At 72.6% G+C, this 23,114-nt stretch carries 17 protein-coding genes; 10 read left to right on the top strand and 7 right to left on the bottom strand.

Annotation, left to right across the window (positions count from 1 at the left end; translation table 11 throughout):
• Positions 1 to 161 precede the first annotated feature (161 nt).
• From ACLJQZ_RS18745 to ACLJQZ_RS18730, 4 genes are read left to right on the top strand one after another with little or no spacing between them, the layout of a single operon-like run.
• On the top strand, positions 162 to 1,907 hold the full coding sequence (locus tag ACLJQZ_RS18745) for an ATP-binding protein (RefSeq protein WP_410621270.1): 1,746 nt from the start codon (positions 162 to 164) through the stop codon (positions 1,905 to 1,907).
• Positions 1,908 to 1,944: 37 nt separating this feature from the next.
• Positions 1,945 to 3,105: an exonuclease SbcCD subunit D gene (locus tag ACLJQZ_RS18740; RefSeq protein WP_410621269.1), complete on the top strand. Its 1,161-nt coding sequence runs from the start codon at positions 1,945 to 1,947 to the stop codon at positions 3,103 to 3,105.
• Between the two features lies 1 nt (position 3,106).
• The gene (locus ACLJQZ_RS18735) at positions 3,107 to 6,508 is read left to right on the top strand and encodes an AAA family ATPase (protein WP_410621268.1); all 3,402 of its coding nucleotides are present in this window, start codon (positions 3,107 to 3,109) and stop codon (positions 6,506 to 6,508) included.
• Positions 6,505 to 7,485, top strand: coding sequence for a hypothetical protein (locus ACLJQZ_RS18730; protein WP_410621267.1), 981 nt, complete (start codon positions 6,505 to 6,507; stop codon positions 7,483 to 7,485). The genes ACLJQZ_RS18735 and ACLJQZ_RS18730 overlap by 4 nt, the downstream gene beginning before the upstream one ends.
• Before the next feature lie 60 nt (positions 7,486 to 7,545).
• Here ACLJQZ_RS18730 and ACLJQZ_RS18725 read toward each other — a convergent pair whose 3' ends face one another.
• Positions 7,546 to 8,043, bottom strand: coding sequence for a hypothetical protein (locus ACLJQZ_RS18725; RefSeq protein ID WP_410621266.1), 498 nt, complete (start codon positions 8,041 to 8,043; stop codon positions 7,546 to 7,548).
• Between the two features lie 164 nt (positions 8,044 to 8,207).
• On the opposite strand from ACLJQZ_RS18725, the gene ACLJQZ_RS18720 reads away from it, so the two are divergent.
• Complete coding sequence (locus ACLJQZ_RS18720) at positions 8,208 to 10,259, top strand: glycoside hydrolase family 3 C-terminal domain-containing protein (RefSeq protein ID WP_410621265.1); 2,052 nt, start codon at positions 8,208 to 8,210, stop codon at positions 10,257 to 10,259.
• A gap of 84 nt (positions 10,260 to 10,343) precedes the next feature.
• Here ACLJQZ_RS18720 and ACLJQZ_RS18715 read toward each other — a convergent pair whose 3' ends face one another.
• Together ACLJQZ_RS18715 and ACLJQZ_RS18710 are read right to left on the bottom strand one after the other, a co-directional pair.
• Positions 10,344 to 10,919, bottom strand: coding sequence for a hypothetical protein (locus ACLJQZ_RS18715; RefSeq protein ID WP_410621264.1), 576 nt, complete (start codon positions 10,917 to 10,919; stop codon positions 10,344 to 10,346).
• A gap of 60 nt (positions 10,920 to 10,979) precedes the next feature.
• Positions 10,980 to 11,237, bottom strand: coding sequence for a hypothetical protein (locus ACLJQZ_RS18710; protein WP_410621263.1), 258 nt, complete (start codon positions 11,235 to 11,237; stop codon positions 10,980 to 10,982).
• A gap of 120 nt (positions 11,238 to 11,357) precedes the next feature.
• Here ACLJQZ_RS18710 and ACLJQZ_RS18705 point away from each other — a divergent pair, with 120 nt between their 5' ends.
• Complete coding sequence (locus ACLJQZ_RS18705) at positions 11,358 to 11,672, top strand: nuclear transport factor 2 family protein (protein ID WP_410621262.1); 315 nt, start codon at positions 11,358 to 11,360, stop codon at positions 11,670 to 11,672.
• Positions 11,673 to 11,763: 91 nt separating this feature from the next.
• Here the strand turns inward: ACLJQZ_RS18705 and ACLJQZ_RS18700 are convergent, their stop codons facing one another.
• Positions 11,764 to 12,465 (bottom strand): IclR family transcriptional regulator, encoded by a 702-nt coding sequence (locus tag ACLJQZ_RS18700; RefSeq protein WP_163046815.1) that lies wholly within the window; start codon positions 12,463 to 12,465, stop codon positions 11,764 to 11,766.
• Positions 12,466 to 12,611: 146 nt separating this feature from the next.
• Here ACLJQZ_RS18700 and leuC point away from each other — a divergent pair, with 146 nt between their 5' ends.
• From leuC to ACLJQZ_RS18680, 4 genes are all read left to right on the top strand, one after another.
• Positions 12,612 to 14,045: a 3-isopropylmalate dehydratase large subunit gene (gene leuC, locus ACLJQZ_RS18695; protein WP_410621261.1), complete on the top strand. Its 1,434-nt coding sequence runs from the start codon at positions 12,612 to 12,614 to the stop codon at positions 14,043 to 14,045.
• 32 nt (positions 14,046 to 14,077) lie between these two features.
• Complete coding sequence (gene leuD / locus ACLJQZ_RS18690) at positions 14,078 to 14,680, top strand: 3-isopropylmalate dehydratase small subunit (protein WP_410621260.1); 603 nt, start codon at positions 14,078 to 14,080, stop codon at positions 14,678 to 14,680.
• Between the two features lie 250 nt (positions 14,681 to 14,930).
• Positions 14,931 to 15,626 carry an HU family DNA-binding protein gene (locus tag ACLJQZ_RS18685; RefSeq protein WP_410621259.1) on the top strand — a complete coding sequence of 232 codons (696 nt, stop codon included), beginning with the start codon at positions 14,931 to 14,933 and terminating at the stop codon, positions 15,624 to 15,626.
• A 405-nt stretch (positions 15,627 to 16,031) separates the two neighbouring features.
• A complete protein-coding gene (locus ACLJQZ_RS18680; RefSeq protein WP_410621258.1) occupies positions 16,032 to 18,875 on the top strand; it encodes a BTAD domain-containing putative transcriptional regulator in 2,844 nt (947 codons plus the stop codon).
• A 208-nt stretch (positions 18,876 to 19,083) separates the two neighbouring features.
• Here the strand turns inward: ACLJQZ_RS18680 and ACLJQZ_RS18675 are convergent, their stop codons facing one another.
• Genes ACLJQZ_RS18675 through cofC form a run of 3 tightly spaced genes read right to left on the bottom strand, consistent with a single transcriptional unit; the run spans position 19,084 to position 23,091 of the window.
• Positions 19,084 to 20,037, bottom strand: coding sequence for an NUDIX hydrolase (locus ACLJQZ_RS18675; protein WP_410621257.1), 954 nt, complete (start codon positions 20,035 to 20,037; stop codon positions 19,084 to 19,086).
• Complete coding sequence (locus tag ACLJQZ_RS18670; protein ID WP_410621256.1) at positions 20,034 to 22,403, bottom strand: RNA degradosome polyphosphate kinase; 2,370 nt, start codon at positions 22,401 to 22,403, stop codon at positions 20,034 to 20,036. The genes ACLJQZ_RS18675 and ACLJQZ_RS18670 overlap by 4 nt, the downstream gene beginning before the upstream one ends.
• Before the next feature lie 55 nt (positions 22,404 to 22,458).
• On the bottom strand, positions 22,459 to 23,091 hold the full coding sequence (cofC, locus tag ACLJQZ_RS18665; protein ID WP_410621255.1) for a 2-phospho-L-lactate guanylyltransferase: 633 nt from the start codon (positions 23,089 to 23,091) through the stop codon (positions 22,459 to 22,461).
• Between the last annotated feature and the right edge of the window lie 23 nt (positions 23,092 to 23,114).

The raw sequence follows: 23,114 nt of genomic DNA, 5'->3' as shown, positions 1-23,114 counted from the left end.
AAAGATCTTCCCCGAAGGGTGAACTCACTCGTTCGGCCCAGCCGTGGCGGGCGGTGACGTCCTCGGTACCGCGGGAGCCGCAACGCCGTGTTGGCCGGGGCCGCGGACTTCCGGCGGGCTAGTCTGCGGCCGGAGGAAGCGCCGGGCGGACAGGGAGAACCGTGGACCAGGAGACTCTCACCACCGTGGTCGGACGGGTGGCGGGCACCGAGGATTCGACGCCGCTGCAGTTCCACGTGGCCATCGATCCGGAAGCCTATCTGCAGCTCGACGACGTGGTCGTGACACGGCGGGAGCTGCCGGGGCGCGGCGAAGTCGTCTCCTACGGCGTCGTGACGCAGGTGAGCGCGCGGCACGAAGGCGCCAGCTTCGGCAGTGACGTCTTCCTGATCTCGGACGGAGTCCTGCCCGCGCAGGTGCAGGAGATCGCCGAGATCGCGACCACCCGCGTCGAGCCCGAGTGCTACGTGCCGCCGCGGCCGGGCGCCGTGGTCTCCCGTGCGGTGGGGGAGGATCGCGCGCAGGCGCTGTACTTCGACAACATGAGCCGCCAGGTGGCGGTCGGCCTGGGCCGCGACGGCGAACCGGTGTTCCTCAACCTGGACTTCCTCGACGGCACGCGCGGCGCGCACGTCAGCATCAGCGGGGTGTCCGGGGTCGCCACGAAGACGTCGTTCGCGTTGTTCCTGCTGCACTCGATCTTCCGCGGCGGCGCCCTGTCCAACGCCCACAACGCCAAGGCCCTGGTGTTCTCGGTCAAGGGCGAGGACCTGCTGTTCCTCGACACCCCGAACATCCACCTCGACGCCAAGCTGCGGGAGGAGTACGCCAAGCTCGGCCTGCCCGCGGAGCCTTTCGCCTCGGTCGGGTTCTACGCGCCGCCGACGCCGTCGGACACCACGGGGAAGCCTTACGTCACCGGGCGGACCACCGGCGTCGGCGCCTTCTGGTGGACCATCGCGGAGTTCTGCGCGACCGACCTGCTGCCCTACGTCTTCGCCGACGCCGAGGACGAGCGCAACCAGTACACGATGGTCATCCACCAGGTCGCGAACCGGTTGCGGCTGGACACGACGCCGGCCGGGAAGGACGGCGCCGCCAACGTCGACGGCGTGCTGTGCCGCACCTACGCCGAGCTCATCGACGTCATCTGCGACCGCGTCACCGACGAGGAAACCCGCGCGAGCTGGGCGGGTGCGGTCACCGGCGCGGGCACGGTCAACGCGTTCATCCGCCGCCTGCGCTCCAGCCAGCGCGCGCTCAACGGCCTCATCCGCGGCGACCTCACCGACCACGCCGCGCGCAAGCTCTCCACGGAGAACCAGCAGGTGACCGTGGTGGACATCCACAACCTCGTCGAGCGCGCGCAGCGGTTCGTCGTCGGCGTGACGCTCGCCGCGGAGACCGCGCGCAAGGAAGCGGCCGGCGCGGGCGGGCTGCTGTTCACTATGCTGGACGAGCTCAACAAGTACGCGCCGCGCGAAGGCAGCAGCCCGATCAAGGAAGTCCTGCTGGACATCGCCGAGCGCGGCCGGTCCCTCGGCGTGATCCTGATCGGCGCGCAGCAGACCGCGTCCGAGGTCGAACGCCGGATCGTCAGCAACAGCTCGATCCGGATCGTCGGCCGCCTCGACGCCGCGGAGGCCTCGCGCCCCGAGTACGGCTTCCTCCCGGCCAGCCAGCGGGTCCGCGCGACGCTCGCGACGCCCGGCACGATGTTCGTGAGCCAGCCGGAGATCCCGGTGCCGATCGCGGTCGGCTTCCCGTTCCCGGCCTGGGCCACGCGGCTCTCCGAGGCGGGACAGGTCCCGACCACGACGGCCGCGTCCAAGAACGCCGATCCCTTCGCGGGCCTGCCCACGCGCGGGAGCAGCGACCCGTTCGGCGACGACCCACCACCTTTCTGAGCCCCCCGGCCACAGGCGAAGAACGGAAGGACGCCGCGTGAAGTTCCTGCACACCTCCGACTGGCACGTCGGCAAGACGCTCAAGGGCCGCAACCGCCTGGACGAGCAGCGCGCCGTGCTCGGCGAGATCGTCCGGATCGCGCGGAAGGAGGCCTTCGACGCGATCCTGATCGCAGGCGACCTCTACGAGACGTCGGCGCCGTCGGCCGCCGCGCAGGAACTCGTGGTGCAGGCCCTGATGGCGCTGCGCGAAACCGGTGCCGAGGTCCTGGCGATCGCCGGGAACCACGACCACGCCGCGACGTTCGAGGCGTACCGGCCGCTGCTGCGGGCGGCGGGCATCCAGCTCTCCGGCGACCCGCGCCCGGTCGCCGACGGCGGTGTCGTCTCGTTCGACGCGCGTTCGACGGGCGAGCGCGTCAACGTCGCCGTGCTGCCCTTCCTTTCCCAGCGCTACGCGGTGCGCGCCGCCGAGCTGCTCGCCGGGACGCCGGCGGACAACGTCGGCCAGTACGACCAGCGCGTCCGCGACATCCTGGAGCACCTCAAGTCCGGCTTCACCGACGGCGCCGTCAACCTCGTCATGGCGCACCTGACCGTGACGGGCGGGGCGCTGGGCGGCGGCGAACGCGCGGCGCAGTCCATCTTCGAGTACCACGTGCCGGCGACGGCGTTCGGCGCCGACCCGCACTACGTCGCGCTCGGGCACCTGCACCGCCGCCAGTCGCTGCCCGCGGCCTGCCCGGTGCACTACAGCGGCGCGCCGATGCCCGTCGATTTCGGCGAACAGGACAACACGAGCGTCGTGCTGTCGGTCGAGGTGACGCCGAGCACGCCCGCGAAGATCACCGAAATCCCGCTGACGTCGGGGCGGAAGCTGCGCACCGTCCACGGCACGGTGGCCGAACTCGTCGGCCGGGCCGCGGAGTTCGGCGAGGACTACCTCCGCGTCTACGTCCGGGAAGCGACCCGGGCCGGGCTGCGCGAGGAGATCCAGGAAGCCCTGCCCAACGCCTTGGAGATCCGCATCGACCCGGAGTTCGCGGCGCCGATCACGGCCTCGGGCCGCGAACGCGCGGTGGCGGACCGGTCACCGGGCGAGCTGTTCGCGGCGTACTGCGACGAGCGGACGGTGGCGGACAAGAGGGTGCAGGCGCTCTTCGCGCGGCTGCACGACGACGAGACGAGCGGGGTGTGACATGCGACCGGTACTGCTGGAGATGACCGGCTTCGCGTCGTTCCGCGAGAAGACCGAAGTCAGCTTCGAGGACACGGACTACTTCGCGCTCGTGGGGCCGACCGGCGCCGGCAAGAGCACGGTCATCGACGCGCTCACCTTCGCCCTCTACGGTTCGGTCGCCCGCTGGGACCACGAGGGTCTGGTGGCGCCCGCGCTGGCCCCGACGGCGAACCGCGCGACCGTGCGGCTGGTCTTCGACGCGGGCGGCACGCGCTACCACGTGGTGCGCGAAGTCCGCCGCAGCGGCGGCAAGAAACCCACGGTCAGCGTGAAGAACGTCCGCCTGGAACGGCTCGCCGACAACGCCGCGCTCGGCGGCCCGGACGACGAAGCCGACGCCGTCGCCGCGGACTCCGAGGTGACGCCGGCGATCGAACGTCTGCTCGGGTTGACGTTCAAGCACTTCTGCACCTGCGTCGCGCTGCCGCAGGGCGACTTCGCGGAGTTCCTGCACGCCAAGGCCGCCGACCGGCAGAAGATCCTCATCAAGCTGCTGGGCCTGGAGGTCTACGAGCGGATCGGCCGCCGCGCCAACGTGACCGCCGAGCAGCAGGCGCAGCGCGCGAAAGTCCTGGAAGAGCAGCTCGGCAGTTACGCCGACGCGACCGAGGAAGCCGTCGAAGCCCTGGCCGCGCGCATGACCGCGCTGGCCGAACTGGACGCGCGGGTCGAGACGGCGTTGCCGGGGTTGACCGACGCGACCCGCGCGCACGACGAAGCCCGGCAGCTCGTCAGCACGCTCACCCGGGACCTCGCGATCCTCGACGCGCTGGAACGCCCCGACGGCGTCGAAGACCTCGAAGCCCGGCGCCGGACCGCGGCGGAGGCGGCCACGGCCGCGCGGAGCGCCCTCGACTCGGCCGAGACGGCGGACGAAGCGGCCCGCGCCGCGCTGGCCGCCGCGCCCGACCGGGGCGAGCTGGAGCGGATCCGCGCCGCCCGCGCGGAACTCGTCGCGGCCGAGGCCGCTCTTCCCGACCTCGCCGAAGGCGCGAAGACGGCGTCGCAGGCCAAAGACACCGCCGCGACGGCGGTGGCCGACGCGGTGGCGATCGTCGACGCGGCCCGCAAGACCCACGACACCACCGCGCGGGCCGCCGAGGCCGCCGCCGCCGACGCCGCGCGCGTCCGCGGGGAGCGGGACCGGCTGGCCGGGCTGCGGCCGCCGGCGGATCTCGGTGACCTGTCGGCGGAGTCCGCGCGCGTCGCGAAGCGCGTGACGGCCGCGGCATCCCGGCTGACCGCGGCCGAGACCGCCGACGCCGAAGCGCGCGCCGCGCTGGCCGCCCAGCCGGACGGCGCCGCGCTCACCGCGGCCCGGACCGACGCCCGCACCCTCTACACGGTGGCCGAGACCCAGCGCAAAGCCCTGCCGGAGCACGCGGCCCGCCGCACGGAACTCGACGCGGCGCGGACGGCTTTCACCGCGTCCGACGCCGAACTCGCCGCGGCCCGGACCGCGGTCACCGACGCCGAACGCGCCGGGCAGGCGCTGGTCCTGCGGGCCGGGCTCGCCGTCGGGCACCCGTGCCCGGTGTGCGAGCAGGAAGTCTCGGCCGTGCCGGAGCACGACGGCCACGCGCACCTCGCCGAGGCCCGCGAACGCCTGGACCAGGCGGAGCAGCGGCGCGCGGCGGCCGAAACCGCCGTCCGCAAGCTGGAACGGGCCGTGGACCGCGACGCCGACCAGTCCGCTTCGGCGGCCGCGCAGGCGGAAGAGCTGCGCGTGGCCCTCGCGGACGTCGAAGGCCCGCCGGAGTCGGCTCTGCTGCTGCGCCCGGTCGAAGCCGGTTCTTCCGAGCAGGACTTCGCCGATCTCATCGCCGCCGTGCGCGAACGAGGGGAGTGGCTGTCCGCGACGCTCGACGCCCGCGCCCGCGTCATCGAGGCCGCCCGCGCCGCCGACGCCGAGCTGGCGGCGGCCCGCGCCGAGCGCACAGCGGCCCAGCGCGACGCCGAAGTCGTCGAGAAGTCGGCCGTGGCGGCCCGGGAAGCCCTGCGGGCGGCCCGGGATCCGCTGGTGGAGCTGGGTGCGCCGGGGATCGACGCCGACGACGTCGCGGCAGGCTGGCAGCGCCTCACGGCGTGGGCGGCGTCGGCGCTCGAGGCACGGCGTACCGCGTTGGGCGCGCTCGAAGCGGCCGCCGAAGCCGCGGGCAAGGAAGCCGTCGTCGCGGCGGACGACCTCGCGTCGGCCGAGCGGACCGCCGAAACCCGCCGCACGCAGGCGAACGACGCGGGCCTGGCCGAGCAGTCGGCGCGCACCCGGCTGGACACCACCACGCGCCGCCGTGACGAACTGGTCGTGACGCTCGCCGACGCGCCGTCCGCCGACGTCGTCACCGCGCAGCTGGCGCAGGTCGCGTCGCTCGAACAAGCCGCGCGTGCCGCCGACGCGGAGCTGCGCACAGCGCGTGCCGCGGCGAAGCAGGCCATCGACGGCCAGGCGCGCGTGAGCAAGGAAGTCGAGGCCGAGCGGCAGAAGCTGTCCCGGGCGCGCGATCCCCTCGTCGGCTTCGGCGCGCCGCCGATCGACGGCGAAGGCCTGCTGGACGCCTGGACGTCGCTGACGGACTGGGCGGCCGGGCAGGCGACCGAACGCCGTGCGCGGCTGGCCGCCGCGGAGACCGCCGAGGGTTCCGCAGCGGAAGCGTTGCGCGGGGCCGAACAGCAGGTCGCCGACGACGTCACCGCGCTCGGGATCACCCTGCCGGCGGGGCCGGTGCGCGACCGGGTGCCGGTGGCGCTGGCCACCGCACGCGCCCGCGCCGAGGCCGACCACACGGAGCTGCGGCGGCGGGTGGCCCACGTCGAAGGCCTGCGCGGCGACATCGCGGGCGCGGAGTCGGAGTCGCAGGTCGCGAAGCTGCTCGCGGATCTCCTGCGCTCGGACAAGTTCCCGCGCTGGCTGATCGCCGGGGCGCTCGACACGCTGGTCGCCGAGGCGTCCGCGTCGCTGCTGGAGCTGTCCGGCGGCCAGTTCGAGCTGACCCACGACAAGGGCGACTTCCTGGTGGTGGACCACAACGAGGCCGACGCCCGCCGCCCGGTGAAGACGCTGTCGGGCGGGGAGACCTTCCAGGCGTCGCTGGCGCTGGCCCTCGCGCTGTCGTCCCAGCTGGGCGCCATGGCCGTGGCCGGCGCGACCAAGCTGGAGTCGATCTTCCTCGACGAGGGCTTCGGGACGCTCGACGAGGCGACCCTCGACGTCGTAGCGTCCACATTGGAGAACCTGTCGGCCTCCGGCACGCGGATGGTCGGCGTGATCACGCACGTGCCGGCGCTGGCCGAGCGCGTGCCGGTCCGGTTCCTGGTCACCCGCGACGGCAGCGGCTCGCACATCACCAGGGAGGGCGCATGACCGCGGTCGCGGGGATGAACTTCACCATCGACGCCTGGGACCCGGGTTACGGCAGCTCGATGGAGGCCGAGGAGCTCGCCCGGTCGCAGGCCGAGGTCGAGCTCGACGTCGAGGTCCCGGCAGCCGAGTGGGCGCCGATCGACCCGTCGCCGGTGCCGTCGCCGCCGGACGCGGTGCTGTTCGTGGACGGCGTCCGCCGCATCGACGCCCGCGTCTGGATCGACGACCCGGACGGCGCGAACTCCGCGTCCATCGGGATCTGCGCGTCCTACGCGGCCGGCGTCGTGTGCTGCTGCGCGGGCCGCGCGCACGTCATCGGCGCCAACGTCCGGCGCGGGCTGTTCACCGTGGCCTCGGAGGCCGCTGGCATCGAGACGTCGGCCGGACGGTACGAGGCCTTCCGCGCGACGGCCAAGGACGACAAGCCCCTCGCCGTGGTGCTGTCTTCGGCACTGCAGAGCGAACTGGCCGACGTCGAGCTGGAGACGGCCGAACAGGCGCGCCGGGCGATCGCCGGGCACGTCGGCCACGACCTGCTCGTCGTCGACGGCCCGCTGAGCGGGCGCACGCACCTGCCGCGGGCCGTCGGGTTCATCAAGAGCCACCAGACGACGTACCTGCCGGGCGAGCTCAACGCGATGGTCGGCGAGCTCACCCCGCACCAGCGCACGCCGGTGTTCCTGATGGGCACGACGTGGGTCCGGCACTCGTGGTACCTGCGCCTGCCCTCGGACGGCGGCCCGCCGTGGTCGGGGGTGGTGCGGGTCGAGGCGGCCCCGCACCTCGCGCGCGAAGAGGTGACGGACCTGGCGAACGTCACGCAGTCGGTGCTGGGGCGGTTCGCGTCGGTCCCGTACAAGGACTCGCGGGCGCCGCAGAACCTGTACCCGATCGCCGGGCTGGAGCGCGACCTGCGGCACCGGCTCGGCGACCAGCAGTTCGTCTACCGGGCACTGCGGCTGGCCGCTTCACGCTGAGCCGGGCCCCGGGACGGCCGACTGGGGATGCGGCCGGTCCCGGGGGTCCTTTGTGGAGGGTCAGCTCAGCGACCCGTCCCCGGTCTGCGGTGCGCCGGCCGGCTTGACCGCGACCTGCGGTTTCACCGGCTTGGCGGGCTTGGACGACGTCGACGTCGACGGCGGCTTGGGCTTCGTGGTGGTCGGCTTCGGCTTGGTCGTGGTGGTCGGCGGCGTGCCCAGGATGGTGAACCCCTGGGTCGCCTTCCGGCCATCGGTGCAGGGGAACGACGCGGTGTACTTGCCCGGCGTCCTGATCGCCGTCGTGTACCCGGCGTGCTTGCCCCAGTTGCCACCCTCGGTCCAGCCCAGCGGTTCGGTGAACCCCTTGGACGTGACCGGTCCGGCCGGGGTGCAGCCACTCCCCGTCCCGGAGAGCACCTGCGCGTAGATCTGTCCGCCCGGCTGCACTTCGGGTGTCATGCCCCACGTGACTTCGTCGGCCGCGCTCGCCGGAGCCGCCAGGGTCAGCGTCGCCGCGCCCGCCACCATTACGCCGATCAGTGTTTTCTTGAGCATCCTTCGTCCTCCCTCGGTCCTCGGCTCCTCCACGCGTGAGCCGCGAAAACGGTTGAGTCCCGGGAATGTTCATGTACGTGAACGACCATCGAGTCTATGTTTTGTTGCCACGTATGCGTTACCTTCTCCCCGGCTTGGTCCCGTTCAGTGGCGAGGGAGACTCGATGCGTTACGGCCGCCTGGTTCTTTCCGCGCTACTGGGGATTTCGCTGACGGTCCCGCTCACCGGGATGGCGGCCGCTCAGCCGTGGCGCGACGCACGTCAGTCGCCCGATCGCCGGGCCGCGGAACTGGTCGCGGCGATGACCCTGGACGAGAAGATCTCCCAGCTGCACCTGCAGCCCGACGCCGAGCACCAGCGGTTCGTGCCGCCGATCCCGCGGCTCGGCGTGCCCGGTTTCCGGATCGCCAACGGCCCGGCCGGCATGGGCCCGGCCGACGACAAACCGCAGAAACCGGCGACCGCGCTGCCCGCCACGATGGCGCTGGCGTCGACGTTCGACACCGACGTCGCCCGCCGCTACGGCCGGCTGATCGGCAGTGAGACCCGCGCGCTCGCGCACAACGTGTCCGAAGCGCCCGACATCAACATCGCGCGCGTCCCACGCAACGGCCGGACCTTCGAGGGCATGGGGGAGGACCCGGTGCTCGCCGGCGCGCTGGCCGCCGCCGACATCCGCGGCATCCAGGAGAACGGCACCATCGCCGAGGTCAAGCACTACGCGGCGAACAACCAGGAGACGCAGCGGCAGAGCATCGACGAGCACATCGACGAGCGCACGCTCAACGAGATCTACCTGCCGCACTTCGAGCAGGCGGTCACCGAAGGCCAGGCCGGATCGGTGATGTGCGCCTACCCGAAGATCAACGGCGTCTTCACGTGTGAGAATCCCGCGCTGCTGCAGGGAAAGCTGCGTGACGACTGGGGCTTCAAGGGGTTCGTGCAGTCCGACTGGGGCGCCGCGCACAGCACCGTCGGCTCGGCGAACGCGGGCATGAACCTCGAAATGATCGACGGCACCTGGTACGGCGACAAGCTGAAGCAGGCCGTGCTCGCCGGGCAGGTCACCGAGCAGCGCGTCGACCAGCTGCTGCGGCCGCGGTTCCGGACGATGTTCGCCTTCGGCCAGTTCGACCACCCGCCGGTGCTCACGCCGTTGCCGGCCGCCGAGCACGACGCGGCCGCCAAGCAGTTCGCCGAGCGCGGCATGGTGCTGCTGCGCAACGAGCACGCGCAGTTGCCGCTCGACTCCGCTTCGGTGCGGTCGATCGCGCTGATCGGGCCGTTCGCGACCCAGGCGAAGACCGGCGGTGGCGGCAGCTCCGCCGTCATCCCGACGTCCACAGTGGACCCGGTGGCGGGCCTCCGGCAGCGGGTTCCCGGCGCCGCGGTGACGCTGGACGACGGCAGCGACCCGGCGCGGGCGGCGGCGCTGGCCGGGGCGTCCGACGTCGCGATCGTGATGGTCGGCGACAACGAGGCGGAGGGCAAGGACCGGGCGAGCCTGGCGCTGGACGGCAACCAGGACGCGCTCGTCGCGGCGGTCGCCGCGGCCAACCCGCACACGGTGGTCGTGGTGAAGAGCGGTGGCCCGGTGCTGATGCCGTGGGCGTCGTCGGTGCCCGCGATCCTGCAGGCCTGGTACCCGGGCCAGCAGGACGGTGCGGCGGTGGCGGGTGTGCTCTTCGGTGACAGCAACCCGTCGGCGAAGCTCCCGATCACGTTCCCGGCGGCGGACGCCGACACCCCGGCGAACACGCCCGAGCAGTTCCCGGGCGTCGACGGCGTGGCGTCGTACTCGGAGGGGCTCCAGGTCGGCTACCGCTGGTTCGACGCGCAGGGCAAGGCGCCGCTGTTCCCGTTCGGCTACGGCCTGTCGTACACGACGTTCGCCTTCTCCGGCCTGTCGGTGCGGAACACGGGCGACGGCGCGACGGCGACGTTCACGGTCCGCAATACCGGTCACCGCGCGGGCGCCGAGGTCGCGCAGCTGTACCTGGGCTTCCCGGCCGCCGCGGGCGAACCGCCCCGGCAGCTCAAGGGCTTCGAGCGGGTGCAGCTGGCGCCGGGGCACGCCCAGCGCGTGACGATCCACCTGGACGCCCGCGACTTCTCGATCTGGGACAAGGCGTGGCGCCCGGTCCACGGCGGCTTCACGATCCAGGTGGGCGACTCGTCAAGGTCGCTCCCGCTGCAGGCGTCCCTGCACCGCTGACCCGCGAAAGTCCGTGAATGGCACATCGAGGGACTCAGAGTCCCTCGATGTGCCATTCACGGACTTCGAGCCCACCCCAGCGGGCTAAGCCTTGCAGCCGGGTGCGGACGCGGCGGCGGCCATCAGTTGCGGTGACTCCGCCAGCGGGGCCACCGGGTCGTAGACGCCGTCGATGTCCTTCTGGGCCAGGTCGAGGGCGTCGCCCGCCGGGTCCTGGGACGCCTGGTCGCCCGGCTTCGCCCGGTCGAGCTCGGTCTTCGCCGAGGCGGCGCGGTCCCGGGACGTCGTGAACTTCGTGACGAACGCCGTCCGGACCTTCTCCGCCAGCGGCTCCGGGGCCGGCGGCAGCGCCGCCAGCTTGTCCACCACCTCGCCGGTCCGGTTCGCGATTCCGCCCAGCCGGGCGGAGAGCGCCTTCTGCGCCTCGGCGACCGTCGTCGGATCGGCTCCGGGCGGCCCGGTCTCGGCGTTGGTGCGCACGCGGTAGCCGTTGATCGCGGAACAGAAGCCGTCCACCCAGCTCAGGACGGCCGGATCCGCCGTCGGCGCCATCGGGAACGGCGAGGTCACCGTCACGGTCGGGGCGGCCGGTTCCGTCCCGGGTCCGGTACAGGCGGTCAGGGCCAGGCCGACGCCCAGCAGGCCCACGGCGATCCTCATGGTTCCCCCTCGCGGTACTCCGTCGCCGCGTACACGCGCGAGGCGGGCGAACGGTTGCCCTCAGGCGGCGAGTGTCGCACCCAGCGCGAGCAGGCCGTCGTCGGTCAGCTCCGCGGGCGTCCACTGCCCGACGGCGACGGCCGGGCCGAGCGCCGGTCGGATCAGCCCGGCGCGGGCCAGGTCGTGCGCGGTCGCCTGGTCGCAGCACGGCAGGCCGTCGACGCGCAGGTCGGGCTCGCAGCTGCAGGTCAGCTCGGCCCGCCCGGCCCCGACGGCCCGCAGCATCGCGAGCGCCCGGCGGTTCAGCGTGGTGGACATGGTGTGCCCCCTCCATGGTTCCGTCGGTAAGGAGACGTGACCGCGGTCACCGAATACGCCACCGCGGCCAGGTTCCCCCGAAAAGGTGCACGCCGGGCCGTCGCCTGGTGGGATGAAGCCATGACGGACCAGATCGGCGACCCGGCGGTGCGCGCCTTCGTGGACGCGCTGAACGCGGGCGACCGCACGGCGTTCCGCGCCGCGCTGACCCCGGACGCGACGATGTCCGACGACGGCACCGAGCGCGACCTCGGCGACTGGACCGAGCGGGAGATCTTCGCCAGCGCCGGCCACCTGTCGGTCGAGCAGGCGCAGGACGACGGCCGGTCGTTCGTCGCGAGCTACTCGAACGCGACGTGGGGCGCGATGCGCACCCGCTGGGCCTTCACGATCCGCGACGGCAAGGTCGCCCGCTTCGAAACCGGCCAGGCCTGACCCCGAACGCCGTGAGGGGCACCTTCAGGGACGCTGAATCCCTGAAGGTGCCCCTCACGGCGTTTGTGTGACTCCTGAGGCGGGAGTGACGTCAGAGACGCTCTTGGAGCGCGTCGGCCGCCGCGAGGAGGTCCGCGGCCCAGCGCGCGCCCGGCTTGCGGCCGATGCGCTCGATCGGGCCGGACACCGAGACCGCCGCGACCACCGTGCCGGCCGAATCGCGGACCGGCGCCGAGATGCTCGCCACTCCCGGCTCGCGCTCGGCCACGCTCTGCGCCCAGCCGCGGCGGCGGACCTCCAGCAGCGTGCGCTCGCCGAAGACCGCGTCCGCCAGGATCGTGCGCTGCGTGTGCGGATCCGCCCACGCCGCCAGCACCTTCGCGCCCGAGCCCGCCGTCATCGGCAGCCGGGAGCCGATCGGGACCGTGTCGCGCAGGCCCGACGGCGGTTCGGCCGTCGCGACGCACACGCGCTGGACGCCGTCACGCCGGTACAGCTGCACGCTTTCGCCGGTGACGTCCCGCAGTTTGGGCAGGACCACGCCCGCGGCGTCGAGCAGCGGGTCGGTCGAGCCACCCGCGAGTTCGGCCAGTGCCGTGCCCGGGCGCCAGCGTCCGTCCGGTCCGCGACGCAGCAGGCGGTGCACCTCGAGACCGACCGCGAGCCGGTGCGCGGTCGCCCGCGGCAGCCCGGTCCGCGTGCACAGTTCCGCCAGGCCGCAGGGGTCGTCGGCGACCGCCTGCAGAACGGCCACTGCTTTGTCCAGTACTCCGATACCGCTATGCTGTCCCACGACCCGATACTAGCGTCCCGCACTTTGGGAAGTCCAGCATCTGGGAAACCCGAACTCGAGCTGCGCCCTCCCTTCGCGGCTCGCACCAGTTCCGCAGGTGTGCGCCCGAGTTCCACCACCACAATGAACCGTGGAAGGAGCCGGAGATGACCAGCCCGACCGGCAAGGCCCGCACACTCGCGGAGAAGGTGTGGGAAAGCCACCTCGTGCGCCGAGGCGAAGGCGCCGAACCGGACCTGCTCTACATCGACCTCCACCTGCTGCACGAAGTGACCAGCCCGCAGGCCTTCGACGGCCTCCGGCTGGCCGGCCGGCCGCTGCGCCGCCCCGACCTCACCATCGCGACCGAGGACCACAACGTCCCCACCGTGGACATCGAGCTCCCCATCGCCGATCCGGTCTCGCGCACGCAGGTCGACACCCTTCGCCGCAACTGCAAGGAGTTCGGTGTCCGGCTGCACCCGATGGGTGACGCCGAGCAGGGCATCGTGCACGTCATCGGCCCGCAGCTCGGCCTGACCCAGCCCGGCATGACCGTGGTCTGCGGCGACAGCCACACGTCCACGCACGGCGCGTTCGGCTCCATCGCCTTCGGCATCGGCACGTCCGAGGTCGAGCACGTCATGGCCACCCAGACGCTGCCGCTGCGGCCGTTCAAGACGATGGCGATCACGGTCGACGGCGAGCTGCGCCCGGGCGTCACGGCGAAGGACGTCATCCTCGCGGTGATCGCCAAGATCGGCACCGGCGGCGGCCAAGGCTACATCCTCGAATACCGCGGCAAGGCCATCGAAGCCCTGTCGATGGAAGCCCGGATGACCGTGTGCAACATGTCGATCGAGGCCGGCGCCCGCGCCGGGATGATCGGCCCCGACGAGACGACGTTCGAGTACCTCAAGGGCCGCCCGCACTCGCCGAAGGGCGCCGATTGGGACGCCGCGGTCGAAAACTGGCGGCAGCTGCGCACCGACGACGGCGCGGCGTTCGACGAGGAGGTGCACCTCGACGCGAGCGCGCTGACGCCGTTCGTGACCTGGGGCACCAACCCCGGCCAGGGTCTCCCGCTGAGCGCCGAGGTCCCCGACCCGGAGCAGATCCCGGACGAGAACGACCGCGTCGCCGCCGAGAAGGCCCTGTCCTACATGGATCTCAAGCCCGGCACGCCGCTGCGCGAGATCTCGGTCGACACCGTCTTCCTCGGCTCCTGCACCAACGGCCGGATCGAGGACCTGCGGGCCGCGGCCGAGGTGCTGCGCGGGCGCAAGGTGGCGGACTCGGTCCGGATGCTGGTCGTCCCCGGCTCGATGCGGGTGCGCAAGGCCGCCGAGGAGGAGGGTCTCGACGAGGTCTTCACCGCGGCGGGCGCCGAGTGGCGCCAGGCCGGCTGCTCGATGTGCCTCGGCATGAACCCGGACCAGCTGAAGCCGGGCGAGCGCAGCGCGTCGACGTCGAACCGCAACTTCGAGGGCCGGCAGGGCAAGGGCGGCCGGACGCACCTGGTCTCGCCGCTGGTCGCCGCCGCGACGGCCGTGCGCGGCACGCTGTCGTCGCCGGAAGACCTCGTCACCGCCACCCGCTGACCACTGCCGATCTCCCGAGAGGAGCTCCCACCATGGAACCGTTCACCCAGCACACCGGCGTCGGCGTCCCGCTGCGCCGGTCCAACGTGGACACCGACCAGATCATCCCGGCGGTCTACCTCAAGCGGGTCACCCGGACCGGCTTCGAGGACGGCCTGTTCGCCGCCTGGCGCGGCGACGAGCAGTTCATCCTCAACCAGGAGCCGTTCAACGCCGGCAGCGTGCTCGTCGCCGGACCGGACTTCGGCACCGGTTCCTCCCGCGAGCACGCCGTCTGGGCGCTGATGGACTACGGCTTCCGGGCCGTCATCTCCGCCCGGTTCGCCGACATCTTCCGCGGCAACTCCGGCAAGGGCGGCCTGGTGGCCGCCCAGTGCGAGCAGCACGACGTCGAACTGCTCTGGAAGCTGCTCGAAAACGAGCCCGGCACCGAGGTCACGGTGGACCTCGAGACCAAGACCGTGCGGGCCAAGGACTTCACCGCGCCGTTCCAGATCGACGACTACGTCCGCTGGCGGCTGCTCGAAGGACTCGACGACATCGCTCTCACGTTGCGCCATGCCGGTGAGATCGACGGCTTCGAGACGACCCGTCCGTCCTGGAAGCCGACGACCACGCCGATCGCCGCCGGCTAGCCCGGCCCCGGCCGGCCGCGGGGGCGGGATCCCTTGCCCCGCAACGGGAATCCCGCCCTCCGCGGCTCGTCGTCACCTCACTTCCAACGGCCCTCCGGCGCCCCGTCAAGGGGCTCGTCCGCGAGGCGGAACCCGTCCCGGGGCAAGGGAAGGTTTCCGCGAGCCGTTGGAATTTGTGCTGCGTTGGTAATACCGTGTCGCTAGTCGGCCGAGGTGGCCGTGGACGGGTACTTCCTTCTTGGAGGACTGGATGGCCAACAAAGCCCAGCTGATCGAGGCGCTGTCGGAGCGTCTGGGCGACAAGAAGGTGGCTTCGCAGGCCGTTGACGGTCTGGTCGACATCATCATCCGGACGGTCAACAAGGGCGAGAAGGTGAACATCACCGGCTTCGGCGTGTTCGAGAAGCGCGCTCGCGCCGCTCGTACCGCGCGCAACCCGCGCACCGGTCAGGCCGTGAAGGTCAAGAAGACCAACGTACCCGCCTTCCGCGCGGGGACGACCTTCAAGGACGTCATCTCCGGCGCGAAGAAGCTGGCCAAGGCCGCTCCGGTCCGGCGCGCCACCGCGGCGTCCACGACGACTCGTGCGTCCGTGGCCAAGGCGTCCGCGCCGGCGAAGGCCACCAGCACGCGGGCCACCACGCCCCGCGCGGCCGCGGCCAAGCCCGCCACGGCTCGTGCGACGGCGACGCGGACCCGCGCCACCGCGGCGAAGCCGGCCACGACCCGCACGGCGGCGAAGCCCGCCGCGGCCAAGGCGACGGCCACCAAGGCCGCACCGGCGAAGACGACCACCACGAGGGCGAAGGCGACGGCGGCGAAGACCACCACCGCCCGCAAGCCCGCCGCCGCCCGCACCGCGGCGGCCAAGACGACCACGGCGGCCAAGACGACCGCGGCCAAGACGCCGGCCAGGCGGACGTCGACCGCGGCCAAGAAGAGCTGACCCGCGGCAGCCGAGTTTCCCAGGCAGGGCCCCGCGCAACCGAGCGCGGGGCCCTGCCTGGTTCGCACCCCGGTGTGACAGAAGCAATCCCGCCCAGAGGGTCGGCTCACGTACCCAGGCAGTCGGCTCACGTACCCAGAGGGTCGGCTCACGAACCGACTGTCCAGGCACGCGAACCGACCCTTCCGGTACGTGAGCCGACTGTCCGGGTACGCGAACCGACCCTTCCGGTACGTGAGCCGGCTCTGCGGAAACATGAGCCGTATTCGCGTGTGCCGTAAGAGTTACTCACGGCGAGGACGCCTTTCCCGAAAGGAACACGCACACCGCCACTCGGGCTACTCTCGCGTCGCCGGGACCGGTTCCGATCAATTCCGCCAAGTCGCTTGAGCGCCCGGCCGAGTGATGCCACGCTGCGTTTCGGAACCCGCGTCCGGCGGGGCCCGGCAGCCGAGCACGGCGAACCTGGGGGCGACCACCATCGACATCCGGCTACTCGGTTCCTTCCAGGTGCTCGTCGACGGTTCAGCGGTCCTGCTCACCAGTTCCCGCCAGCGCGCGCTGCTCGCGACGCTCGCGCTGGCCGCGGGCCGCCTGGTCTCGATCGACACCCTCGCGCGCGGCGTCTGGGGCGAAGCGCCACCCGCGCACATCCGGGGGAGCCTGCAGACGTACGTGATGCGCCTGCGCCGCCTGTGCGGCGAGGACACCGTCGTCACCGAGCCGGAGGGGTACCGGCTGGTCGTGGACCCGTCCCGGGTGGACGCCCTGCGCTTCCTGCGCACCCTGGACCAGGCCGCGGCCACCACCGAGCCCGCGCACCGCCGCACCCTGCTCACCACCGCCCTCGGCACCTGGGGCGGCACTCCGCTCGAAGGCGTCGGATCGCCCGCGCTGACGGCCGAATGGGGGCCGCTGCTGACCGAGCGGTACCTGTTCGCCGTCGAGCAGCGGATCGACCTCGACGGCGGGCTCGTCCCCGACGCGCGGCTGATCGCCGAGCTCACCGACCTCGTCTCGCAGCACCCGCTGCGGGAATCCTTGTGGGAACGGCTGGTGCGCGTGCTCGCCCGGTCCGGGCGCCGCGCCGAGGCGCTGTCCCGCTACGCCGGGCTCCGCGCGCTGCTGGCCGACGAGCTCGGTGTCGAACCGGGCGAGGACCTGCGCCGCCTGCACGCCGAGCTGCTCGCCGCCGACGCCGAACCCGCCGCCCGCACCGAAGTCCCGCGTCAGCTGCCCTTCGACGTCGCCGGCTTCACCGGCCGCGGTCCCGAACTCGCCGAGCTGGACCGCCTCCCGCCCGGCGGCGCGTCCGGCATCGTCGTCATCGAAGGCACCGCCGGCGTCGGCAAGACGTCCTTGGCCGTGCACTGGTCCCACCGCGTCCGCGACCGCTTCCCCGGCGGCCAGCTGTTCCTCGACCTGCGCGGGCACTCCGCGGGCACCCCCGTCACGCCGGAGACGGCGCTGGCCGGCTTCCTGCGCGCGCTCGGCGTCCCGCCCGAGACGTGGCCTTCCACAGTGGAGGAACGCTCCGGCCTGCTGCGCAGCCGGCTGGCGGGCAGCCGCACGCTGATGCTGCTCGACAACGCCCGCGACGCCGACCAGGTCCGCCCGCTGCTGCCCGGCACCGGCAACCTCGTCGTCGTGACCAGCCGCAACCAGCTGCGCGGCCTGGTCGCCCGCGACGGCGCGCGCCGCATCGCCTTGCGCTCCTTCGACGACCGCGACGCCGAGGCGCTGCTCGCCGGGAGCGTCGGGCCGCAGCGCATCGCCGCCGAACCCGGCGCCGTCGCGGAGCTCGTTCAGCTCTGCGGCCGGCTCCCGCTGGCGCTGGCGCTGGCCGGCGAACGCGCGTCGCGCTTCTCCGGCGTTTCGCTGGCCGGGATCGTCGAGGAGCTGCGTGACCAGAAGCTGCGGCTGGACACCCTGCGCGACCCGCAGGACGCCGGCACCGACCTGCGCGCCGCGTTCTCCTGGTCCTACAAGGCGTTGCGCCCGGCCGCCGCCCGGTTCTTCCGGCTGCTGGGCCTGCACCCGGGCCTGGCCTTCAGCCTCTCCTCGGCCGCCGCGCTCGCCGGCGCCGGCCTGCGCGAGGCGCGTGAGCTCGCCGACCAGCTCGCCGCCGCGCACCTGCTCAACCAGCCCAGCACCGACCGCTACCAGTTCCACGACCTGCTGCGCGTCTACGCCGGCGAGCTCGTCGAGACGGAAACGACCGCGCCGGAACGGGAGGCGGCGTTGCGGCGGCTCGTCGACTGGTACCTCGCCGGCGTCGCGGAGGCGAACAAGCTCGTCCGGCCCGACCTGCTCACCGACGACATCACGCTCGAACCCGTGCCGCTGCCGGCCGTCCGGTTCGCGCAGCACGAGGACACGATCGCCTGGTACACCGCCGAACGCCCGGCGCTGACCGCGCTCGTCGGCGTCGCCGCGCAGCACGGCTGGGTCGCCCACGCGTGGAAGCTCGCCTGGCTGCTGCGCGGGTTCTTCGCCGAACGCCACGACCGCGAGGACTGGATCGCGACGGCCGGCATCGCCGTCGCGGCCACCCGCGACGCCGGCGACAACACCGGACTCCAGTACAGCGCCAACAACCTCGGCTCGGCCTACCTGCGCACCCTCCAGCCCGACAAGGCCCTCGAAGCGCTGGAAGAAGCGCGGACGGCGTCCGAGACCGGGAACGGGACGGCCCTGACCGTCGCGATCCTGTCCAACCTGTCCGGGGCCTACTACGTCCGCGCGGAGTACGCGGAAGCCGAGCGCTACGCCCTCAAGGCCGTCGACCTCGCGCGCGACCGCGGCCAGCGCACCTTCGTCCCGCACGCGCTGCTCAACGTCAGCGCGAGCCGCATCGGCCTGCACGACTACGACCGCGCGGCCGAAGCCGCCCAGGCCGCCCACGTCGCGTTCGCCGACCTCGGCGACCGGTACCACGCGGCGCTGGCCCTCGGGAACGTCGCCGAAGCCCTCGAAGGCGCCGGCAGACACGACGAAGCGGAGAAGGCGGGGCTCGACGCGCTCAGCGAGCTGAAGGAGCTCAACGCCGACTACGGCACCATCGACGTCCAGATCACCTTGGGCCGGCTCAAGCTCTACACGGGCCGGCCGCGCGAGGCCGGCGGCCACTGGGCCGAGGCGCTGGCCGCCAGCCAGCGCCTCGGAGATCCCCGAGTCCCGGAGATCCAGGCACTGCTGGCCACGGTGCCACCAGAAGAGCCCCCGGCGAAGGACGCGCCGTACCCCTAGCCCGGCGCGGCCCAGCGGGGGACCGGAACCAGTACACCAACATCCACTGTCACGGCGCTGTCTTCGACGGCTTCGCCTGCCCCCATACGCCCCAATGTGGCGTTGGGTGCGTCAGACGCACCCAATGTGGCGTTCGGTGCGTCCAGCGCACCCAACGCCACATTGGGGCGCTCGGGGCGGCGAAACTCGAGGGCCGGTGGCGCTCGGGTCAGTGCCGGCTGGGAGCCGGGGCGGGCAGCGCGCTCGGGTGGTAGTCCGCCGCCACCAGCACCGGGCCGGTTCCGGCCGTCGGCGGGCGGAACGACAGGACCCAGAACGAGCCCTTCTTGCTCGGCACCACCCCGCCGCGCGCCGCGCTCAGCTCGACGCCGTCGCGGTCGGCCAGCGCGCTCACCAGGTCCGGGATTACGCCGCCCTGGCTGGCCACCACGGGCGTGCCGCCGTCACCGGCGATCGCCAGCAGCCGCGCGAGACCGAGCACCGGATCCGGCCAGTAGCCCTCTTCGGACAGCAGCGGTTCGTGCCGCACCTCGGCGCCGATGTCCTCGGCGATCCCGTGCACCGTCTGGACGCAGCGCAGCCGCGGCGCCGACAGCACCCGGTCCGGGCCGGACAACGTCAGCACCCGGCGCAGTCCCGCCGCCTGCCGCAGTCCCGCTTCGGACAACGGGCGGAGGTCGTCGTCGCCGTTCCAGCCGTCACGCTTGCCGGCTTTCGCGTGCCGCACCAGCAGCAGCGTCGTCAACCCGACCGGCAGCTCGCAGAACGCGCGCAGCACGCGCACGTCCTCGTGCCGCGTCAGCAGTTTCTCCGCGGCGGTCGGCTCCAGCCAGCGCAGCTCGTCGACCTCGTCGTTGTCCACGAACGCGCCGGAGACGGCTTCCGCGCTGAAGTAGTCGACGGTCTTCGGCACCGTCCCGGACCCGTGCTTCGCGGGCACCGGGTAGGACGTCCGGGCCAGGTACCGGCCCAGGACCGCGCGGAACCCGGTTTCCTCCCGGACCTCCCGCACGGCGGCCTCGGCCGTCGTCTCGCCCGGGTCGAGCTTTCCCTTCGGCAGCGACCAGTCGTCGTACCGCGGGCGGTGGACCAGGGCGACCTCGGTCACCCTCCCGGCGAGGCGCCACAGCACCGCGCCGGCCGCCCGCACCTCGTCGGTCATCCGGCGGCCCCGTGCAGCTTGGCGAGCTCGAGCTGGTGGTCGCGCACCCGCGAACCGTCCGCCGGGAACGGCGACCACTCGCCGCTCGCGGTGAGCACCCAGCAGCGCGTCGCCGGGTCCAGCGCGGACTCGAAGATGTTGTCGAGCTGACGCGTCAGCTTCGGGTCCTTGACCCGCACCAGCGCCTCGATCCGCCGGTCCAGGTTGCGGTGCATCATGTCCGCGCTGCCGATCCAGTGCGTGCCGCCGGCGCGGAAGTTGAAGATCCGCGAGTGCTCGAGGAACCGGCCGAGGATCGACCGGACGTGGATGTTCTCGGACAGTCCTTCGACGCCGGGCTTGAGCGTGCAGATGCCGCGCACCACGATCTCGACCGGCACGCCGGCCTGCGACGCGTGGTAGAGCGCGTCGATGATCTGCTCGTCGACCAGCGAGTTGCACTTGATCCGGATGCCGGCCTGCTGCCCGGCCCGGGCCAGCTCGATCTCCTCGCCGATCGCGCGCACGATGCCGCGGCGGATGCCGTGCGGTGACGTCAGTATCGTCCGGTAGGTGTCCTGCCGGGAGTAGCCGGTGAGCACGTTGAACAGGTCGGTGACGTCGGCGCCGATGCTCGGGTCGGCGGTGAACAGGCCGATGTCCTCGTAGAGCCGCGCGGTCTTCGGGTTGTAGTTGCCGGTGCCGATGTGGCAGTAGCGGCGGATGGTCGAGCCCTCCTGGCGCACGATCATCGACACCTTGCAGTGGGTCTTCAGCCCGACCAGGCCGTACACGACGTGCACGCCCGCGCGCTCCAGCGTCCGCGCCCAGGTGATGTTGGCCTGCTCGTCGAACCGGGCCTTGATCTCGACCAGCGCGACGACCTGCTTGCCCGCCTCCGCGGCGTCGATCAGGGCGTCGACGATCGGGGAGTCGCCCGAGGTCCGGTACAGCGTCTGCTTGATCGCGAGGACCTTCGAGTCGGCCGCGGCCTGCTCGATGAACCGCTGCACGCTCGTGGAGAACGAGTCGTACGGATGGTGGACCAGGACGTCACCCTCGCGCAGCGTCGCGAAGACGCTCTTCGGCGTCTCGCGCTCGCCGAACGCCGGGTGCGTCGCCGGCACGAACGGCCGGTCCTTGAGCTCCTTGCGGTCCACCCCGGACAGCTGGTGCAGGCAGGTCAGGTCCAGCAGGCCGGGGACCTCGACGACGTCCGCCGGGTCGACGTCCAGCTCGCGCAGCAGCAGCTCGAGCATGTGCTCGCTCATGTCCAGCGCGACCTCGAGGCGCACCGGCGGGCCGAACCGGCGTTGCGCCAGCTCGCGTTCGAGGGCCTGGAGCAGGTCCTCGTCGCGGTCCTCGTCGACCTCGAAGTCGGCGTTGCGGGTGACGCGGAAGACGTGATGCTCGGTGACGTCCATGCCGGTGAACAGCTCGCCGAGGTGCGCCGCGATGAGCTCTTCCAACGGCAGGAAGGTGGCGGTGCGGCTGGTCCGCTCGTTTTCGACGCGCATCAGCCGCGGCACGTTGCTCGGCACCTTCACCCGGGCGAACCGCTCGGTGCCGCCCTCCGGGTCCCGGACCGTGACGGCGAGGTTGAGCGACAGGCCGGAGATGTAGGGGAACGGGTGCGCCGGGTCGACGGCCAGCGGCGTCAGCACCGGGAAGATCTGCTCGGAGAAGTAGCTGGACAGGCGCAGCTGGTCGGCGCCGGTGAGGTCGGCCCAGCCGACGATCCGGATGTCGTGCTCGGCCAGCCGCGGGCGCAGGTGCTTCTCGAACGCGCCGGTCTGCCGCTCGACCAGGTCCTGGTTGCGCTTGGAGATGTAGTCCAGCTGCTCGCGCGGGGTGAGCCCGTCCGCGCTGCGCACCAGCAGGCCGGTCTCGTCGCGGCGCTTCAGGCCGGCGACGCGGACCATGTAGAACTCGTCCAGATTGGACGCGAAGATGGCGAGGAACTTCGTCCGTTCGAGCAGCGGCTGCGACTCGTCCTCGGCCAGCGCGAGCACGCGGGCGTTGAAGTCCTGCCACGAAAGCTCGCGGTTGAAGTACCGGTCGTCCGGCAGCGTCTCGACCGCGGTCGGCGCCGTGGTGACGGCGGGCGGCGCCGACGGGACGGCCCGCAACTCCTCGGCCCCGCGCGCGTTGCCGTGCGCGGCGCTGCGGCGCCGCGGGGTCGACGCCGCGGGGGTGCTCTTGCGGACTCTGGCCTTGCCGGCGGTGGCACGGGCCGCGGTGTCGCGGGCGGTGGACTTCGACGGGACCTTCTTGGCCGCGGTGGTCTTCTTCGGCGCTTCCTTCGGCGTTTCCGAGGACCCGGTCGTCGTGTTCCGTCGCCTCCGCGATGCGGGCGTGCTGCCGTCGTCTGTGCTCACGGGACCCATTCTTCACTAAGCCACGCGGATTTGCTCCGAGCGTGGTGAAGGTCAGGTGAACAGCTCAGCCGGGTGCGGCGCATGATTCCCCTAGCCGGGCGGTGGTGTGTTTTCCGACACCGAGGGTCCGTACGTGGGCGAGGTCTTCGGGCGTGTCGACGTCACTGCGCAGCGACGGCAGCCCGCCCTGGAGCGGGACGGCTCCGGAAACCTCGTGCGCCCGCGCGGAGCCGGGCCCGAACCGCGGGTCGAGCGGCGCGCCGAGGGCGGCCAGCAGCAGCGTGGTGCCGGTGCCCTGCCGATCGGCGACGAAGGCCCGCCGCCCCGCGGCCTCGACGAGCGCGGCGGAGAGATCGCCGGCCCGCAGTGCGGGGAGGTCGGCCTGCAGGGCGCCGACCACGCCGCCCGGGTCGTCCCGCCGGAGCAGGTCGGCCCCGTGCCGGAAGGCTTGGTTGAGGGTGCGCCCGGTGCCTTCGCCGACGATTTCGACGCCGAGGTCCCGCAGTTCGGCCACGGCCACCGGATCGGCGGCGACGAGCAGCACCCGCCGCACCTGCGCGGTGGCGACAACGGCGGCGAGCGTGTCGGCGGCGAGCGCCAGCACCAGCCCGGGATGGCGTTCGGTGTCCACGGCACCACGCAGCCGCGACTTGCCGTCGCGGGGGTGTTTCATCGGCACGACCAGGTCCACGTCCACCCGTCCATCTTTACCCGAATCTC

The sequence above is a fragment of the Amycolatopsis sp. cmx-8-4 genome, assembly GCF_046548675.1.
In the GTDB taxonomy this organism is placed as follows: Bacteria; Actinomycetota; Actinomycetes; order Mycobacteriales; family Pseudonocardiaceae; genus Amycolatopsis.
Note: the sequence above shows the minus strand (reverse complement) of the source record. Positions and strands in the feature narration are given on the sequence as shown.

Coding starts and splice junctions, on each gene's coding strand:
- ACLJQZ_RS18735 (WP_410621268.1), top strand. CDS start 3,107: ATGCGACCGGTACTGCTGGAGATGACCGGCTTCGCGTCGTTCCGCGAG.
- ACLJQZ_RS18730 (WP_410621267.1), top strand. CDS start 6,505: ATGACCGCGGTCGCGGGGATGAACTTCACCATCGACGCCTGGGACCCG.
- ACLJQZ_RS18725 (WP_410621266.1), bottom strand. CDS start 8,043: ATGCTCAAGAAAACACTGATCGGCGTAATGGTGGCGGGCGCGGCGACG.
- ACLJQZ_RS18720 (WP_410621265.1), top strand. CDS start 8,208: ATGCGTTACGGCCGCCTGGTTCTTTCCGCGCTACTGGGGATTTCGCTG.
- ACLJQZ_RS18715 (WP_410621264.1), bottom strand. CDS start 10,919: ATGAGGATCGCCGTGGGCCTGCTGGGCGTCGGCCTGGCCCTGACCGCC.
- ACLJQZ_RS18710 (WP_410621263.1), bottom strand. CDS start 11,237: ATGTCCACCACGCTGAACCGCCGGGCGCTCGCGATGCTGCGGGCCGTC.
- ACLJQZ_RS18705 (WP_410621262.1), top strand. CDS start 11,358: ATGACGGACCAGATCGGCGACCCGGCGGTGCGCGCCTTCGTGGACGCG.
- leuC (WP_410621261.1), top strand. CDS start 12,612: ATGACCAGCCCGACCGGCAAGGCCCGCACACTCGCGGAGAAGGTGTGG.
- leuD (WP_410621260.1), top strand. CDS start 14,078: ATGGAACCGTTCACCCAGCACACCGGCGTCGGCGTCCCGCTGCGCCGG.
- ACLJQZ_RS18685 (WP_410621259.1), top strand. CDS start 14,931: ATGGCCAACAAAGCCCAGCTGATCGAGGCGCTGTCGGAGCGTCTGGGC.
- ACLJQZ_RS18680 (WP_410621258.1), top strand. CDS start 16,032: ATGCCACGCTGCGTTTCGGAACCCGCGTCCGGCGGGGCCCGGCAGCCG.
- ACLJQZ_RS18675 (WP_410621257.1), bottom strand. CDS start 20,037: ATGACCGACGAGGTGCGGGCGGCCGGCGCGGTGCTGTGGCGCCTCGCC.
- ACLJQZ_RS18670 (WP_410621256.1), bottom strand. CDS start 22,403: ATGGGTCCCGTGAGCACAGACGACGGCAGCACGCCCGCATCGCGGAGG.